Here is a 16,855-nt window from a genome sequence, read left to right on the forward strand (position 1 = left end):
GGAATCACTTTTGTTTTCTCTTCCTACGGGTACTGAGATGTTTCACTTCCCCGCGTTCCCCCCCACACCCTATGTATTCAGGTGTGGGTGACACGACATCACTCGTGCCGGGTTTCCCCATTCGGACATCCTCGGATCAACGCTCGGTTGACAGCTCCCCGAGGCATAACGCAGCCTCCCACGTCCTTCATCGGCTCCCAGTGCCAAGGCATCCACCATGCGCCCTTAAACACTTACAACACAAAACAGTTAAAAAATTCTCGGAAGAATCTAAAAATTGCATTATCAGACACACAAAAAACACCAACCCCAAAGGGCCGGCAATCCTCTGCGCGCCAGATGCTCGCAACCACTATCCACAAATCAAACACCACACCCCACCACCAAAGTGAGGCGACAACAACCACCCCGAACTCATCGAGGCGCCACCCACCGGGCGGCAATCCATCTCCGGTTTCCCACACGGGACGAAGAGATAGCGGGCCTGTTGTCTCAAAGCCCAATAGTGTGTCTGGCAATCCATCACCGCAAAACCCAGCAAGCTGGATCCCGTTGCGGCTCAACGTTTGTCGTGCACCAGACCCCCACCCACTACAGGCGAAGGCCATCTTCACGATTCGCCCAAGGTCGCGGTGATCCGCACAATGCGGGCCGGCCTCAAGTCTCGTGGTGCTCCTTAGAAAGGAGGTGATCCAGCCGCACCTTCCGGTACGGCTACCTTGTTACGACTTCGTCCCAATCGCCGATCCCACCTTCGACGGCTCCCTCCCACAAGGGGTTAGGCCACCGGCTTCGGGTGTTACCGACTTTCATGACGTGACGGGCGGTGTGTACAAGGCCCGGGAACGTATTCACCGCAGCGTTGCTGATCTGCGATTACTAGCGACTCCGACTTCACGGGGTCGAGTTGCAGACCCCGATCCGAACTGAGACCGGCTTTGAAAGGATTCGCTCCACCTCACGGCATCGCAGCCCTTTGTACCGGCCATTGTAGCATGTGTGAAGCCCTGGACATAAGGGGCATGATGACTTGACGTCATCCCCACCTTCCTCCGAGTTGACCCCGGCAGTCTCTCACGAGTCCCCGCCATTACGCGCTGGCAACATAAGATAAGGGTTGCGCTCGTTGCGGGACTTAACCCAACATCTCACGACACGAGCTGACGACAGCCATGCACCACCTGCACACAGGCCACAAGGGAACGCCTATCTCTAGACGCGTCCTGTGCATGTCAAACCCAGGTAAGGTTCTTCGCGTTGCATCGAATTAATCCACATGCTCCGCCGCTTGTGCGGGCCCCCGTCAATTTCTTTGAGTTTTAGCCTTGCGGCCGTACTCCCCAGGCGGGGTACTTAATGCGTTAGCTACGGCACGGATCCCAAGGAAGGAAACCCACACCTAGTACCCACCGTTTACGGCGTGGACTACCAGGGTATCTAATCCTGTTCGCTCCCCACGCTTTCGCTCCTCAGCGTCAGTTACTGCCCAGAGACCCGCCTTCGCCACCGGTGTTCCTCCTGATATCTGCGCATTCCACCGCTACACCAGGAATTCCAGTCTCCCCTGCAGTACTCAAGTCTGCCCGTATCGCCCGCACGCCCACAGTTGAGCTGTGAGTTTTCACGAACAACGCGACAAACCACCTACGAGCTCTTTACGCCCAGTAATTCCGGACAACGCTCGGACCCTACGTATTACCGCGGCTGCTGGCACGTAGTTGGCCGGTCCTTCTTCTACAGGTACCGTCACTTTCGCTTCGTCCCTGCTGAAAGAGGTTTACAACCCGAAGGCCGTCATCCCTCACGCGGCGTCGCTGCATCAGGCTTGCGCCCATTGTGCAATATTCCCCACTGCTGCCTCCCGTAGGAGTCTGGGCCGTATCTCAGTCCCAGTGTGGCCGGTCACCCTCTCAGGCCGGCTACCCGTCGTCGCCTTGGTAAGCCATAACCTCACCAACAAGCTGATAGGCCGCGGGCCCATCCCACACCGCAAAAGCTTTCCACCACAACCCATGCAGGCCGTAGTCCTATCCGGTATTAGACCCAGTTTCCCAGGCTTATCCCGAAGTGCAGGGCAGATCACCCACGTGTTACTCACCCGTTCGCCACTCGAGTACCCCGAAGGGCCTTTCCGTTCGACTTGCATGTGTTAAGCACGCCGCCAGCGTTCGTCCTGAGCCAGAATCAAACTCTCCAAACAAAAACAACCCATGCAAAACACAGGTGAATTCGAATCAGAACAAGCCTGAAACCAAAACAAAGACACCAAAACTGGCATCAAAAAACATCCACCCCTAAACGGGAAAAAGAGGTGAACAAAAACAACAACAAACAAAAACCACCAAACACACTATTGAGTTCTCAAACAACACACCCTCAGTCCCAAACGCAGACTTCGAGGCCTAGGCGATCCGCTCGATCTCCGCCCCGAGGCTGGTCAAATTCTCGACAAACAGCGGGTAGCCGCGATCTATGTGGAACACATCGTGGACTTCGGTGTCGCCGTCTGCGACCAGGCCGGCCAGGACCAACCCGGCACCCGCGCGGATATCCGACGACCAGACCGGTGCGCTGGACAGCTGCGGAATCCCCCGCACTACCGCGTGGTGTCCGTCGGTGCGCGCGTCGGCACCCAGCCGGATCATTTCCTCGACGAAGCGGAACCGCGCCTCGAAGACGTTCTCGGTGATCATCGACGTGCCGTCGGCGATCGATGCCAAACCGATGGCCATCGGCTGCAGGTCCGTCGGGAACCCCGGGAACGGCAGCGTCGCGACGTTGACCGCCTTCGGCCGCTCGTACTGGACGACTCGAAAGCCGTTGTCGTTCTGGGTGACCGTCGCGCCGGCGTCGTGAAGTTTGTGCAGCACCAGTTGCAGGTGCTGCGGGTCGACACCAGTGACCGAGATGTCACCGCGGGTCATCGCCGCCGCGATGCCCCATGTCGCGGCGACGATGCGGTCGCCGATCACGCGGTGCTCGGTCGGATGCAGCCGGTCGACGCCCATGATTGTCATCGTCGGAGTTCCGGCCCCCGAGATCTGCGCCCCCATTTGATTGAGCATCGCGCACAGGTCGATGACGTCGGGCTCGCGCGCGGCGTTGTGAATGGTCGTCACGCCCTCGGCGACAACCGCAGCCATCAGAATGTTCTCGGTGGCACCGACCGACGGGAACTCCAGCTGAATCTCCGCGCCGCGCAGGTGGTCCGCTTCAGCGACGACGCAGCCGTGCTCGATATTGCACCGCGCGCCCAGCTGACGAAGTCCGGCCTGATGCATGTCCAGGGGACGCGATCCGATCGCATCACCGCCGGGCAAGGCGACCTTGGCGCGCTTGCAGCGTCCGACCAGCGGACCGAGAACACACACCGATGCACGGAACTGCCGGACCGCTGCAAAGTCGGCGTCGTACTTGGGTTCGTCGGGCGAGGTGACCCGCACGACGTCACCCTCGAGTTCGACGGTCGCGCCGAGACCGCGCAGCACCTCCGCCATCAGCGGCACATCGAGGATGTCGGGACAGTTCGTGATCGTGCTCGTGCCCTCGGCCAGCAGTGAAGCCGCCATCAGTTTAAGAACGCTGTTCTTCGCCCCCCCGACGGCAACTTTGCCTGCTAACCGGTTTCCACCGGTCACCACGAAACGCTCGCTCACGCCGGTCAGTGTAAACAGCGCGGTGAGCGGTGTCAGTTTCCTTGGCCACCTTCTCCGGTACGGTTTGGGCATGGCAGTGCATCTGACCCGCATCTATACGCGGACGGGCGATGACGGAACCACTGGACTCAGCGATTTCAGCAGGGTGTCGAAGAACGACCCACGACTCGCGGCATATGCCGACTGTGACGAAACCAATGCGGCCATCGGCGTCGCGGTGGCCCTGGGCAGTCCCGATGAGCAGATTCTCAAGGTCCTGAGGCAGATTCAGAATGACCTCTTCGATGCGGGGGCTGACCTGTCCACGCCGGTGGTCGAGAACCCCGAATATCCGCCGCTGCGCATCTCGCAGACCTACATCGACCGCCTCGAGGGTTGGTGCGACGAGTTCAACGAGTCGCTGCCCGCCTTGAATTCTTTTGTACTGCCCGGCGGTTCGCCGTTGTCCGCACTACTCCATGTCGCCCGCACCGTCGCGCGGCGGGCCGAACGGTCGGCGTGGCTGGCGATCGATGCTCACGGCGACTCGATCAGCGCGCTTCCCGCGAAGTATCTGAACAGGCTCTCGGACCTGCTGTTCATCCTGTCGCGGGTGGCCAACCCCGGGGGCGACGTGCTGTGGCAGCCCGGCGGGCCCGCAACTGGTTAGGACGAACGGCGTCGCGCTCGCGGCGACGGCCGAGACTCCAACCAGGACAAGAACGCGGTGAGGGCACCGCGGTCCAATGCAACCTCGTAGGCACGCCGACGTTCGGGGCTCGAGTCCCGAATCTCCAGGACCACGATCTCGTCTGTCATGATGTCGAATTCGTCGCCCCGCGGCCCGCGCCGATTCACGACCTCCAGGCCGCGACGGCTCAGCGTCCGATCCGGCCACCATCGGATGCTGGACAGCCGGTAGAAGCCGGCTTCGCCCCCGTGGTAACGCATTACGCCGTGCCGCCAGCCATGTCCACCGACGGCGGGGACGTCACGAAGGATCGCGGCCGTGCCGCCGACCTGTCGAAGTTTCCACAGCCGGTAGCACATCATCACGACGACCACCAGCAGCACACCAATCAGCGCGACCATGAACAGCATGGGCACGCTCATCGGCGGCCTAGTCGATCTGGCCTAGAGCGCGCAAACGCGCTCTGCCCCAAGCTGCGGTGCGCTCGTCCTCGGACTCCGAGTCCTGCTTTGCGCTGTCTCCGTTGATCTCTGACTCGAACTCGGCGTTCTCGACCAGGATCCGCACCGTCTCCTCGGTGACCGAGAGAAACCCACCGTCGACCGCGATCCGCAGATCGTCTTCGCCTTCGCGTTCGACGCGAACCATCGCGTCGTCCACGAGCTGAGCCACCAACGGAATGTGATGCGGCAGAATGCCGATCTCACCGGAGGTGGTACGGGTGAAAACGAAATTGGCCTCACCCGACCAGAGCTCGCGCTCGACGGCGACGATCTCAACGGTCATTTCGGCCATGAGCTAGTCGTCCTCGCCCTTGGAGTCGTCGGCCTTTTCGCTCTTCTTGTCGTCCTTCTTGTCGTCCTTCTTGGAGGACCCGCCACTGCTGCCCTTGTCGATCTTGGCGCCGAGGCTCTCGGCCTTCTTCGCCAGATCGTCCAGGCCGCCTATGAGGAAGAAGGCCTGCTCGGGCAGGTGGTCGAAGTCGCCCTTCGCCAGCTTGTCGAAGGCCTCGACCGTCTCCTTGAGCGGCACCGTCGAACCAGGCTGGCCGGTGAACTGCTCGGCAGCCATCATGTTCTGGCTCAGGAAGCGCTCGATACGGCGTGCGCGCTGCACCAACTGCTTGTCCTCTTCGGCGAGTTCGTCGATACCGAGGATGGCGATGATGTCCTGAAGGTCCTTGTAGCGCTGCAGGATTCGAATGACTTCCTGCGCGACCCGGTAGTGCTCGTCGCCCACGACCGCGGGGTCGAGGATCGTCGAGCTCGACGCCAGCGGATCCACCGCCGGGAAGATGCCCTTCGAGAACACCGCACGCGAGAGCTCCGTGGTGGCGTCGAGGTGCGCGAACGTGGTCGCGGGCGCCGGGTCGGTGTAGTCGTCGGCGGGCACGTACACGGCCTGCATCGAGGTGATGGACTTGCCGCGGGTCGAGGTGATGCGCTCCTGCAGCTCGCCCATCTCGTCGGCCAGGGTCGGCTGATAACCCACCGCCGACGGCATACGACCGAGCAGCGTCGAGACCTCGGAGCCGGCCTGGGTGAACCGGAAGATGTTGTCGATGAACAGAAGCACGTCCTGGCCCTGCTCATCGCGGAAGAACTCGGCCATGGTGAGCGCCGACAGCGCGACGCGCATACGGGTGCCGGGCGGCTCGTCCATCTGACCGAACACCAACGCGGTGTCCTTGAGCACGTCGGCATCCGCAAGCTCGACCCACAGGTCGTTGCCCTCACGGGTGCGCTCGCCGACGCCGGCGAACACCGAGGTACCGCCGAAGTTGCGGGCGATGCGGTTGATCATCTCCTGGATGAGCACCGTCTTACCCACGCCGGCACCACCGAACAGGGCGATCTTGCCGCCACGCACGTAGGGGGTCAGCAGGTCGACGACTTTGAGGCCCGTCTCCAGCATCTCGGTGCGAGGCTCGAGGTCGGCGAAGGCCGGTGGCTTGCGGTGGATCGACCAGTGGTCGAAGTCCTTGCCGTAGCCGGGCTCGTCGAGGCAGTCGCCAAGTGCGTTGAACACGTGGCCCTTCACGCCGTCGCCGACGGGCACCGAGATCGACGCACCGGTGTCGGTCACCTCGACACCACGCACGAGACCATCGGTCGGCTGCATGGAGATAGCGCGCACGAGGCTGTCCCCGAGGTGCTGTGCGACCTCCAGCGTCAGCGTCTTCGCCATCTGCTTATAGGTGATCTCGGCGTGCAACGCGTTGAACAGTTCGGGCACGGAGCCGCGCGGGAACTCCACGTCGACAACCGGACCCGTGATGCGGACTACCCGGCCTGCGGACTTTTCTGCGGTAGCAGTCATATCTCTCTTCGCTTCCTACGGGGCTTACTTGGCGTCGGCCAGCGCGTTGGCGCCGCCGACGATCTCGCTGATTTCCTGGGTAATCTGCGCCTGACGTTCACGGTTGGCCATCAAGGTCAGGTCCTTGATCAGATCGTCGGCGTTATCGGTGGCGGACTTCATTGCGCGGCGCCTCGACGCCGATTCTGAAGCCGCTGCTTCGAGCAGCGCAGCATAGACACGGGTGGCGACGTAGCGGGGTAGCAGCGCATCGAACAACGTCTCGGGGTCCGGCTCGAACGAAAACAGCGTGCGCGGACCATCTTCGGGCGAATCATCCTCGACGTATTCGACGACCATCGGTGCGATGCGTCGCGCCGCCGCACTCTGCGACAGCATCGACTTGAACTCCGTGAAGACGATGTGCAGTTCGTCCACACCGAGAATGCCGTCCGCGCCTGCATCGTCGCCTTCGTCGTCGGCGCCGGACATGAACGCCGTCACGAGGGTGTCGGCGATCTCACGCGCCTGCTCGTAGGTGGGCCGCTCCGAAAATCCCGTCCACGATTCCGTCACCTCGCGCTGCCGGAAGCTGTAGTAGCCCAACGCCTTCCGGCCAACCGTATACAGCACCGGGCTCTTGCCCTCTTCGCGCAACAGTGAGAAGAGTTCCTCGGACTGGCGCAGCACGTTGGCGTTATAGGCACCGCACAGACCGCGGTCCGACGACACCACCAGCACAGCCGCCCGCTTCGGGTTCTCCCGCTGCACCAGCAGCGGGTGGTCAAGCGCGCTGGCGCTGGCCAATTCGGTGAGCATGTTCGTGATTTCGGTCGAGTAGGGCCGAGCGGCCTGAACTCGGGCCTGCGCCTTGGCGATTCGCGACGTGGCGATCAGTTCCTGAGCCTTGGTGATCTTCTTGATCGACCCAGCGGAACGGATGCGCCCACGTAGCTCGCGCAGTGTTGCAGCCATCTAGCTTCTCCAGACCCTTTCTCGGCCTCTTCCGTCGCTACTTCTTGCCGGCCTTGCGGACCTTGACGGATTCCTTCTCGACGTCTTCTTCGTCCATGGCCTCGGTGTCGGCCTCGTTCACCGCAACCGAACTGCCGTCGCTGGCCGAGAAGCCCTTCTTGAACTCATTGATGACGTCGGACAGCTTCTCCTCGTCCTCTTCGGAGAGCTTCTTGGTCTCCCGGATCGCCTTGAGGATGTCCTCATGAGAGGCCTTGACGTGCTCGAGCACCTCCTGCTCGAAGCGCGCAACGTCTTCGATCGGAACGGAATCCAGATGACCACCGGTGCCGAGATAGATGGACACAACCTGGTCCTCGACCGAATACGGCGAGTACTGGGGCTGCTTGAGCAGCTCCACCAGCCGGGCGCCGCGGTCGAGCTGCGCCTTGGAGGCCGCGTCCAGATCGGATGCGAAGGCGGCGAATGACTCGAGTTCGCGGTACTGCGAAAGCTCGAGACGCAGCGAGCCCGCGACCTCTTTCATCGCCTTGATCTGAGCGGCACCGCCGACTCGGGACACCGACACGCCGACGTTGATGGCCGGACGCACACCCTGGTTGAACAGGTCAGACTCCAGGAAGCACTGGCCGTCGGTGATCGAGATGACGTTGGTCGGGATGAAGGCCGAGATGTCGTTGGCCTTCGTCTCGATGATCGGCAGACCGGTCATCGAGCCACCACCCAGCTCGTCGGACAGCTTCGCGCAACGCTCCAGGAGCCGCGAATGCAGGTAGAACACGTCGCCGGGGAAGGCCTCGCGGCCCGGCGGGCGACGCAGCAGCAGCGAGATCGCGCGGTAGGCATCGGCCTGCTTGGACAGGTCGTCGAACACGATGAGCACGTGCTTGCCGTCGTACATCCAATGCTGGCCGATGGCCGAACCGGTGTAGGGCGCAAGCCATTTGAAGCCGGCGGCGTCGGAAGCCGGGGCCGCGACGATGGTGGTGTACTCCATCGCGCCACCCTCTTCGAGGGCGCGCTTCACGCTGGCGATCGTGGTGCCCTTCTGGCCGATCGCGACGTAGACGCAGCGCACCTGCTTGTCGGGATCGCCGGTCTCCCATGCCTCACGCTGGTTGAGGATGGTGTCGACGCAGACCGCGGTCTTGCCGGTCTTGCGGTCGCCGATGATCAGCTGACGCTGGCCGCGTCCGATCGGTGTCATGGCGTCGATGGCCTTGATGCCCGTTTGCAGCGGCTCCGAGACGCCCTGACGCTGAACCACCGACGGTGCCTGCAGCTCGAGCGCGCGACGGGTGTCGGACTCGATGTCGCCCTGTCCGTCGATCGGCTCTCCGAGCGGGTTGATGACACGTCCGAGGAAGGCATCACCCACCGGCACCGAGAGAACGTCGCCGGTGCGCTTGACCTGCTGGCCCTCCTCGATCTTCTCGAAGTCGCCGAGGATCACCGCGCCGATGCTGTGCTCGTCGAGGTTCAGCGCCACCCCGAGCACGCCGCCGGGGAACTCGAGGAGTTCCTGCGTCATGACGGAGGGCAGACCCTCGACGTGGGCGATGCCGTCACCTGCATCGATGACGGTGCCAACTTCTTCCCGCTCGGTGTCGGCGGAAAACGAGGATACGTAATCCTCGATGGCACCTTCGATGTCAGCAGCGGAGATGGTCAACTCTGCCATGGTTTTTCGTCTTCCTGCCTAGCGTTAACGGGTGGTCTGGTTGTGTTCGGTCAGTCCGGCAACTGGCTCTCGGCGGCCGCAAGGCGAGATGCGATCGAGCCGTCGATCACCTCGTCGCCAACGGTGACGGAGAGTCCGCCGAGCAGATCTGGATCGACATGCAACTGCACGGCGACGGGGTGCCCGTAGATCCGGGTGAGCACCTCGGTCAGCCGCGTGCGCTGCGCATCGGAAAGATCAGCCGCCGCGGTCACGTGGGCCACGATCTCGCCTCGCCGCGCAACGGCCAGTTCGGCCAGGTCGATAACGGCCTCGTCGATACGTTCGCCGCGCAGCAGCGTCACAGTCTGCGCAAGGAGCGCCCTGGCCGTTCGGTTGACGCCGTCTCCGAGCACCTTGTCCAGCAGGGCGATTCGGCCGTCTGCGGGCGCCGTGTAGTCGCTCAGAACTGCCGTGAGCCGCGGCTCGGCGTCTAGCACGCGGCCGAACCGGAATAGCTGGTCCTCGACTTCGTCGACTTCGTCGTTGACCTCTGCAAGCTTGAGGAGCGCCAGTCGTGCGATGTGCTCGATTCCGGCCAGCAGGTCGGCGTCGGACGACCAACGCTGCGAAACCGCCGTCCGCAGCAGCTCCAGGGTGTGGGTATCCAACTTGTCCGACAGAAGACTGTCGACGAGACCGATCTTGGCCTGTGGGTTGTCGTTGGGTTCCGCGAGATGCCTGTTCAGGATCGGCTCGTTCACGAGGAGCGTGACCACAGAAGTCAGTTCGTCGGCGAGCGTGGTGAGACCGGGTTCGCGTAGCCGGCCGGCGACGTTGTCGAACTCTTCCGTCAACGCTGCCATCGCCTGCCTGCTGGCGGCACGCAGTCGGGCTGATGCCCCGGTTTCGATCACCGCGGTCGACGAAGACATGCCATCGAGGTCGTCGAGGAAGCGGTCGACGGTCGCGGCTCGGGCCGCCGGATCGGCGACGTGTTCCCGCACCAGTTCGCCGGCCTTCTGCACAGACCCCTCACCCAGGCCATTGCGCAGTTGTCGGATGACCTGCTGACGCAGCAGATGGACCTGCTGTGAGCCTTGGGCCTTGATTCGCTCGGCGTCGACGCCCGCCTGCTCCTGCAGCGCAGCGGCGATCCGCTCTGAATCCTGCCGCGCTTCGTCAGTCACCTTCGCCGATTCGGCTTCGGCATCCTCGACCGCCCTGGCGTGCATCGCGTCCGCGTCTTCGAGTTTCTTCGCCGCCTCGGCGCTCTCTTCGAGGGCGGCGCGGATCGCGTCCTGCTGCTTGCGCATCATGTCGCGCACCAGCGGAGCGACCCACTTCATGAGAATGAAGACGATGACCGCGAAGCCGATCAGCTGGCCGATGAAAGTCGACATCTATTGCTTCCCACCTGGTTTCACGTCTACGCCGAGAATCTTGCTGGCCAGCGTGGCGGACAACCCGTCGACCGACGAGTACAGCTCCGTCTGAGTTGCCGCGCCCTGCGCCGACAGCCGCTGTTCGGCGTCTCGCAGGGTGTCTGCAACCTCGCCACTTGCCTCGGCCCGCTTCTCATCGATGACCTTCCGGCCGGCCGTACGGGCGCCGTCGCGGATTGACGACGCTTCACCGCGCGCGCCAGCCATCTTCTCGTCATAGTCGGCCTGAGCCGCCGCGAGTTGCTCGGCCGACTTGCGGTTGTCGGCCGTCGTCTTGGCCAGCATGGCTTCGCGTGCGGCGAGCACCTTGCCGACCGGGGGCACCACCCATTTCCAGATCACGGCGAGCGTGATCAGGAAGATGAGCAGCACCGCGAAGAAGGTGCCGTTGGGGACCAGAAAGTTGCTCTGTCCCCCACCACCTTCTTCCGCGGCGAGGATCGTCGTGGTCAGTTCAGTCATGCTGTCGGACTACGACGCACCCGGCGTGGCGAAAACGAACAGCGCCATGAAGGCCAGGTTGATGAAGTAGGCCGCCTCGACCAGACCGACGGTGATGAAGAACGGCGTGAACAGCCGGCCCTGAGCCTCGGGCTGACGTGCGATGCCGGCGATCAGCGCGTTACCCGCGATGCCGTCACCGATACCGGCACCGATGGCGCCGCCACCCATGATCAATCCACCGCCGATCAGAGCGCCAGCCGTGATGAGGGCGTTTGGATCCATTTCCTTTATCCTCCTTGATAACTGGCGTCCTCCGCCAGAGTTCGTGGTCGTTGGTGCTACAAGATTCAGTTGTTTTCGGTTTACCGCTCAGTGATGGTCGTCTTCGAGTTCCATCGATTGGCTGAAGTACAGGATCGTCAGCAGCGAGAAGATGAACGCCTGGATGAGTCCGACGAAGAGGTCGAACGTCTTCCAGATCGCGTTGGGCGCCCACTGGATGTACCAGGGGAACATTGCGATCAGCGCCACCAGGATGCCGCCGGCGAAGATGTTGCCGAAAAGTCGCAGTGCCAACGAGATCGGCTTTGCGAGTTCCTCGACGATGTTGATCGGCGCAAGGATCGCGACATGCCCCTTGATCACCCTGATCGGGTGACCGATGATGCCGCGCCGCCAGATACCGGCCGCGTGGTAGCAGACGAAGACGAACAGGGCGAGCGCGAGTACGAAGTTGATGTCTGACGCCGGCGGCTTGTAGAGCTCGGCCGCGGCGCCGTCGGAGCCGCCGTACTGCAGCGGCAGCACCGCCAGCCAGTTGGAGACGAGGATGAAGACGAAGATCGCAATCGATAGCGGGAGAACGAAAGGCGCGACCTTCATGCCGATGGCGCTCTCGATCTGATTGCGCATCTGGATGGTCAGTGCCTCCCAGAACAGCTGGACCCCGCCGGGAACGCCGGTCGACGTGACCTTGGCGCGCAGGACGAACGCAAGGGCGATGACGATCAGCGCGGTGATCCCGGTGGCCATGATGGTGTCGCCGTTGAAGGTCATACCGAATAACTGGAACACCATCGTGTGATGGCCGACGTGGATGGCTGCGCCACCCTGTTCCTCTGCGGCGAGAATGATCTCCGACGTCCCTGTCGTAGCCCAGTTCATGAAACCCTGCTCAACCCTTCGAATCCGTGTCCACGAAATCCAGACCGTCGGTTCGGATCTTCTTCATCACCGGAATGCTGGTGCTCATCACCAGCAGCGCCTGGAAGACCGCGAGTCCGAACACCACACCCAGACCGCCGTTGTGCTTGAAGAAGAACGCGATTCCCAGTGCGACTGCGGAGATCACCAGCAATCTGCTCGCCGAGTTCAGTGCCATCTTCTTCTTCAGCGGGTGGTCCTCGGCGGTGATCGACTCCACCGCCCGCTTAACCAAGATGGCGTTGAGCAAACCGAGTACCAGTCCGACTCCGAAGAAAACACCGAAGAAAGGATGGCCGGTGAACCAGGCCGCGGTCACCGCAATGGCGGTGAGCACAACGCACACGATGAGCAACCGCAGCGGCCGGAATGCAACCGACGGAAACACCAACGGCGCGTCCTGCGCTGGCGTCGTCACTGCTTCACCTCAATCCCGCGGTCACAGGGAATTTCCCGGACTGATCCCAACTTTTCTGTGAGTGGCGCCCCGAGCGTATCGGAGGGCATCGGGCTCACTGGAATCACCCTGGGGTCGCTCCCTTTGTCGGTCGTTGTTCCGCGCCAATCGGTGATTAGCCGATAGCCGGAGGCCGGCAACCCGCGAGGTTTTTTTCGGGTTCTATCTGAACCCTAACATATGGTGAGGGCCATAAAAGAGGTCTACTACTTTTCGTCGTACATTTCGTCCAACCGGCCGTCGCGGCGACGAAGAAGAGGGATCAGCGTGACCACGATCGCGACCAGAATCGCCGCCAGCATGACGGCACCGGTGTATCGCGGATCGAAGAAAATCGTGCTCGCCGCGCCCAGCGCGACGATCCCCACCCACAGGTAGACCAGCAGCACCACCCGCCGGTGCGTGTGACCGATCTGCAGCAACCGGTGATGCAGATGCATTTTGTCCGGACTGAACGGGCTGCGGCCCGCACGCGTGCGCCGCACGATCGCCAACAGCATGTCCAGCGCGGGCACGAACAACACCGCGACTACCAACAGGAACGGCGACAACAGGGCGAACACATCGCGGGCGCCATAGGCGGTCTGCGATATCGGGCCCGCCGCGGTGGTCGAGGCCGCCGCGAGCATCAGCCCGATCAGCATCGAACCCGAGTCGCCCATGAAGATCTTCGCGGGGTGGAAGTTGTGGGGCAGGAAGCCCAGGCACGCACCGGCGAGCACCACCGAGATGACCGCGGGCGGATAGAACAGCACATCTCCCCCGTGATCTCGCAGCAGCCCGATCGAGAAGATGCAGATGGCGGAGGCGGTGATCAGACCCAGGCCCGCGGCGAGGCCGTCGAGTCCGTCGACGAAATTCATCGCGTTCACGATCGCGACGGTCAGCGCCAGCGTCAGCAGAATCGACGACACCTGATCGAGCACGATGGTGCCGACGCCAGGGATGTACAGGACGCTCCAGGCGACGCCCATCGTGACGAGCACGCTGGCGGCGGTGATCTGACCGGCGAACTTGGTGAGCGCGTCCAGGCCCCATCTGTCATCGATCAGACCGATGGCCATGATGAGCCCGCCGGCGACGACAACCGCCGGCATGCCCGATGAATAGACGAATCCGCGCGTGAGCGCAGGAAGCTGCGAGGCCAGCAGGACGGCGGCCACCACGCCGATGTACATCGCGAGGCCGCCCATTCGCGGAGTCGGCTGCAGGTGGACGTCACGCTCGCGGGGATAGGCAACGGCGCCGAGCCGACGGGCCAGCACCCGCACCCATCCGGTTGCGAAGTACGTGATGATGGCCGCGGTAAGACCGACAAGCACGAGCTCACGCAGGGGAACGCCGGTGCCGCGATCGCTGAGCGCAAGCAGGCCGTCTGCCGCGTAGACCACCGATGAACCGTACGTCACGTCGTCCCAGATCAATCCGTCAATGTCGAGGGGTCCACACCGAGCACCTTGGCCACCGCGTCGACAGTCACCGGCCCCTGCCGAAGCACCCTGGGGTCGTCACCGGTGAGGTCCACGATCGTCGACGCCGCCTGTTGTTCCGACGGTCCGGCATCGAGATACACCTCGACGAGATCACCGAGCTGGCCTCGCGCATCCTCCGCGGTCACCGCCGCGGGCCGGCCCGAGATGTTCGCGCTCGACACCGCCATCGGCCCCACCACGCGCAGAAGCTCGATAGCCACCGGATGCAGGGGCATCCGCACCATGACGGTGCCGTTCGCATCGCCGAGGTCCCATCGCAGCGATGGCGCCTGATGCACCACAAGGCTCAGGGCACCCGGCCAGAATGCGCGGATGAGCTCGCGGGCACTGGGTGGAACGGAGTACACCAGCCCCTCGATCGTGTGCCAGGAGCCGACGAGTACCGGCACGGGCATGTCACGACCACGCCCCTTGGCCGAAAGCAGCGACGAAACGGCCTCGCCATCGAAGGCGTCGGCGCCGATGCCGTAGACGGTGTCCGTCGGCAGCACGACCAGCCGGCCGCCCTTGAGCGCGCTGACCGCCGAGGCGATTCCGGTTGCCCGCGACTGCTCATCGAGGCAGTCGAACGTCTCCGTCATGAACCCAGCATCTCACCGGCTCCGCACAGCGGTGACGAACCGGGGCCGTCCCGTCAGATCGCGCCGCGCGGTGACGTCGTCGAATCGTCCTGCCCGGGTGAACGCTTCGACCGTCTGCGCCGCGGTGGTGTCATCGTGCTCGACGGCACAGAACCCGCCTGGGCGGAGCCATCCGGCGGCCAGTTCGGCGATGGCGTCGATGACCGCCATCCCGTCCGGGCCGCCGAACAGCGCATGTGACGGATCATGTTCGGCCACTTCGGGTTCCAAGACAGCGCCGTCAGGAATGTAGGGCGGATTCGCGACGAGGAGGTCGACGCAGCCGCCGAGTTCTGGCAGCAGGCCCGCGCTGGTGACGTCGGCACGTATCAGTTCGACGCCGGTGCCCTCGAGATTTCGTTTCGCGTACTCCAGCGCAGTATCGGAGTCGTCAACGGCGACGATGCGGGCGTCGGGCCAGTTTTTCGACAGCGCGAAGGCCAGCGCCCCGGTACCCGTGCACAGATCGACTATCACCGGATTCTGCGGTAACCGTTGCGCAACAGACCATTCCAGCATCGCTTCGGTCTCCGGCCGCGGAATGAACACCCCGGGTCCGACCTCCACGGTCACCGGGCCGAACGCCGCGGTTCCGACGATGTGTTGAAGCGGTTTTCGGTCAATGCGCTCGGCGACGAGTCCGTCATACAGCTCAAAGAAGCCTGGCCCCGCCTCGAAGAATGCAAGTCGTCCGCGGTCCACACCTGCGGCATGCGCGGCAAGCAATTCCGCATCAGCCCGCGGTGATCCAACTCCCGCCTCAGCCAACGCCGCCGCGGCGGCATCGATCGCCTGGCGGAGCACATTCATGCTTCTTGTAGCCGAGACTGCTTATCCGCCGCGGCCAGCGCATCGAACAGTGCGTCGAGTTCACCGTCGAGAACCTGATCGAGGTTGTGCGCCTTGAAGTTGATCCGGTGATCGGCGATTCGGTTCTCCGGGAAGTTGTACGTGCGGATCCGCTCGCTGCGGTCGACGGTGCGGATCTGGCTGGCGCGGTCCGCTGACGCGTCGGCGCTCGCCTGCTCCTCGGCCAGGGCCTGCAGCCGGGCTGCCAACACCAACATGGCGCGGGCCTTATTCTGCAGCTGGCTGCGTTCGTTCTGGCAGGTGACGACGATGCCGGTGGGCAGGTGGGTGATGCGCACCGCCGAGTCGGTGGTGTTGACGCCCTGGCCGCCCTTGCCCGACGAGCGGTACACGTCGATGCGCAGATCGGATTCGTCTATCTGGACTTCCTCGACCTCTTCGGGTTCGGGATACACGAGGACACCCGCCGCCGAGGTGTGCACGCGGCCCTGCGACTCGGTGACCGGCACGCGCTGGACGCGGTGTACGCCGCCCTCGAACTTGAGGCGGGACCACACACCGTCAGCGGAGTCGCCCTTGCTCCTGATCGACAACGTCGCGTCTTTGTAGCCGCCGAGATCCGAGAAGGTCTCGTCGAGAACTGTGACGGTCCAGCCGTGCCGCTCGGCGTATCGGATGTACATCCTCGCCAGGTCGGCGGCGAAAAGTGCCGACTCCTCACCACCCTCACCGGACTTGACCTCGAGTACGACGTCATCGGCGTCGTGGGGGTCACGGGGTGCGAGCAGGTCGGTCAGTTGGGTGTCGAGCCGTTCGACGGTGGCCTCCAGCTCGGGCACTTCCGCGGCGAAAGACTCGTCGTCGACGGCCAGCTCCCGGGCAGCTTCGAGATCACCGCGAGCCGTCTCGAGCTTGCGATAGGCCGCAACGATCGGTGACACCTGAGCGAACCGTCGGCCGACCCTACGAGCGGCAGTGGCGTCCGCATGCAGATTGGGGTCGGAAAGCTGGCGCTCCAGGTCGGAATGCTCGGTCAGTAGCGCAGTGATCACTGGCGCCGTGTCGGCCATGCCGCCCTCCTTCCCGAAGCGTTTCTTCCGCCGAACGCAAACCGACGCCCGGCC

Annotated in this window: 16 protein-coding genes, 1 rRNA gene and 1 other annotated feature (1 of these 18 cut by a window edge); of the genes, 1 reads left to right on the plus strand and 16 read right to left on the minus strand. The window is 63.4% G+C overall.

Annotation, left to right across the window (positions count from 1 at the left end; all coding sequences use genetic code 11):
* Positions 1–239 (minus strand) — a sequence feature (most likely nonfunctional fraction of RNA operon); it reaches 2,918 nt to the left of the window's first position.
* A gap of 441 nt (positions 240–680) precedes the next feature.
* Positions 681–2,200: ribosomal RNA gene (locus tag AB4Z42_RS11830) — 16S ribosomal RNA — on the minus strand.
* A gap of 202 nt (positions 2,201–2,402) precedes the next feature.
* Positions 2,403–3,656: a UDP-N-acetylglucosamine 1-carboxyvinyltransferase gene (murA, locus tag AB4Z42_RS11835; protein WP_442009341.1), complete on the minus strand. Its 1,254-nt coding sequence runs from the start codon at positions 3,654–3,656 to the stop codon at positions 2,403–2,405.
* A gap of 70 nt (positions 3,657–3,726) precedes the next feature.
* Between murA and AB4Z42_RS11840 the strand changes: the two genes are divergently transcribed.
* Positions 3,727–4,305 carry a cob(I)yrinic acid a,c-diamide adenosyltransferase gene (locus tag AB4Z42_RS11840; RefSeq protein ID WP_442009342.1) on the plus strand — a complete coding sequence of 193 codons (579 nt, stop codon included), beginning with the start codon at positions 3,727–3,729 and terminating at the stop codon, positions 4,303–4,305.
* Here the strand turns inward: AB4Z42_RS11840 and AB4Z42_RS11845 are convergent.
* From AB4Z42_RS11845 to prfA, 14 genes are all read right to left on the minus strand, one after another.
* Positions 4,302–4,748 (minus strand): DUF2550 domain-containing protein, encoded by a 447-nt coding sequence (locus AB4Z42_RS11845; RefSeq protein WP_442009343.1) that lies wholly within the window; start codon positions 4,746–4,748, stop codon positions 4,302–4,304. The two genes, AB4Z42_RS11840 and AB4Z42_RS11845, sit on opposite strands and share 4 nt — an antisense overlap.
* Positions 4,749–4,755: 7 nt before the next feature.
* Entirely contained in the window at positions 4,756–5,121 is a 366-nt protein-coding gene (locus tag AB4Z42_RS11850; protein ID WP_442009344.1) for a F0F1 ATP synthase subunit epsilon, read from the minus strand.
* Positions 5,122–5,124: 3 nt separating this feature from the next.
* Positions 5,125–6,645: a F0F1 ATP synthase subunit beta gene (gene atpD, locus AB4Z42_RS11855; protein ID WP_442009345.1), complete on the minus strand. Its 1,521-nt coding sequence runs from the start codon at positions 6,643–6,645 to the stop codon at positions 5,125–5,127.
* Positions 6,646–6,669: 24 nt separating this feature from the next.
* Positions 6,670–7,599, minus strand: a complete 930-nt coding sequence (locus tag AB4Z42_RS11860; RefSeq protein WP_442009346.1) for a F0F1 ATP synthase subunit gamma — start codon at positions 7,597–7,599, stop codon at positions 6,670–6,672.
* A gap of 37 nt (positions 7,600–7,636) precedes the next feature.
* Positions 7,637–9,280, minus strand: a complete 1,644-nt coding sequence (atpA, locus tag AB4Z42_RS11865) for a F0F1 ATP synthase subunit alpha (RefSeq protein ID WP_442009347.1) — start codon at positions 9,278–9,280, stop codon at positions 7,637–7,639.
* Positions 9,281–9,330: 50 nt separating this feature from the next.
* Positions 9,331–10,662, minus strand: a complete 1,332-nt coding sequence (locus AB4Z42_RS11870) for a F0F1 ATP synthase subunit B/delta (protein ID WP_442009348.1) — start codon at positions 10,660–10,662, stop codon at positions 9,331–9,333.
* Positions 10,663–11,166 carry a F0F1 ATP synthase subunit B gene (locus tag AB4Z42_RS11875; protein ID WP_442009349.1) on the minus strand — a complete coding sequence of 168 codons (504 nt, stop codon included), beginning with the start codon at positions 11,164–11,166 and terminating at the stop codon, positions 10,663–10,665. It abuts the gene before it with no gap.
* Between the two features lie 9 nt (positions 11,167–11,175).
* A complete protein-coding gene (locus AB4Z42_RS11880) occupies positions 11,176–11,430 on the minus strand; it encodes a F0F1 ATP synthase subunit C (RefSeq protein WP_014212097.1) in 255 nt (84 codons plus the stop codon).
* An 87-nt stretch (positions 11,431–11,517) separates the two neighbouring features.
* A complete protein-coding gene (gene atpB / locus AB4Z42_RS11885) occupies positions 11,518–12,312 on the minus strand; it encodes a F0F1 ATP synthase subunit A (RefSeq protein ID WP_442009350.1) in 795 nt (264 codons plus the stop codon).
* A 10-nt stretch (positions 12,313–12,322) separates the two neighbouring features.
* Complete coding sequence (locus AB4Z42_RS11890; protein WP_442009351.1) at positions 12,323–12,769, minus strand: ATP synthase subunit I; 447 nt, start codon at positions 12,767–12,769, stop codon at positions 12,323–12,325.
* Between the two features lie 245 nt (positions 12,770–13,014).
* Positions 13,015–14,229, minus strand: a complete 1,215-nt coding sequence (locus tag AB4Z42_RS11895) for a glycosyltransferase family 4 protein (protein WP_442009577.1) — start codon at positions 14,227–14,229, stop codon at positions 13,015–13,017.
* The gene (locus AB4Z42_RS11900; RefSeq protein WP_442009352.1) at positions 14,229–14,882 is read right to left on the minus strand and encodes an L-threonylcarbamoyladenylate synthase; all 654 of its coding nucleotides are present in this window, start codon (positions 14,880–14,882) and stop codon (positions 14,229–14,231) included. Before AB4Z42_RS11900 ends, AB4Z42_RS11895 begins: the two co-directional genes overlap by 1 nt.
* Positions 14,883–14,894: 12 nt before the next feature.
* Positions 14,895–15,731, minus strand: coding sequence for a peptide chain release factor N(5)-glutamine methyltransferase (gene prmC / locus AB4Z42_RS11905; protein WP_442009353.1), 837 nt, complete (start codon positions 15,729–15,731; stop codon positions 14,895–14,897).
* Complete coding sequence (gene prfA / locus AB4Z42_RS11910; RefSeq protein ID WP_442009354.1) at positions 15,728–16,801, minus strand: peptide chain release factor 1; 1,074 nt, start codon at positions 16,799–16,801, stop codon at positions 15,728–15,730. Before prfA ends, prmC begins: the two co-directional genes overlap by 4 nt.
* Between the last annotated feature and the right edge of the window lie 54 nt (positions 16,802–16,855).

The sequence above is a fragment of the Mycobacterium sp. 2YAF39 genome, assembly GCF_052114565.1.
GTDB lineage: Bacteria > Actinomycetota > Actinomycetes > Mycobacteriales > Mycobacteriaceae > Mycobacterium.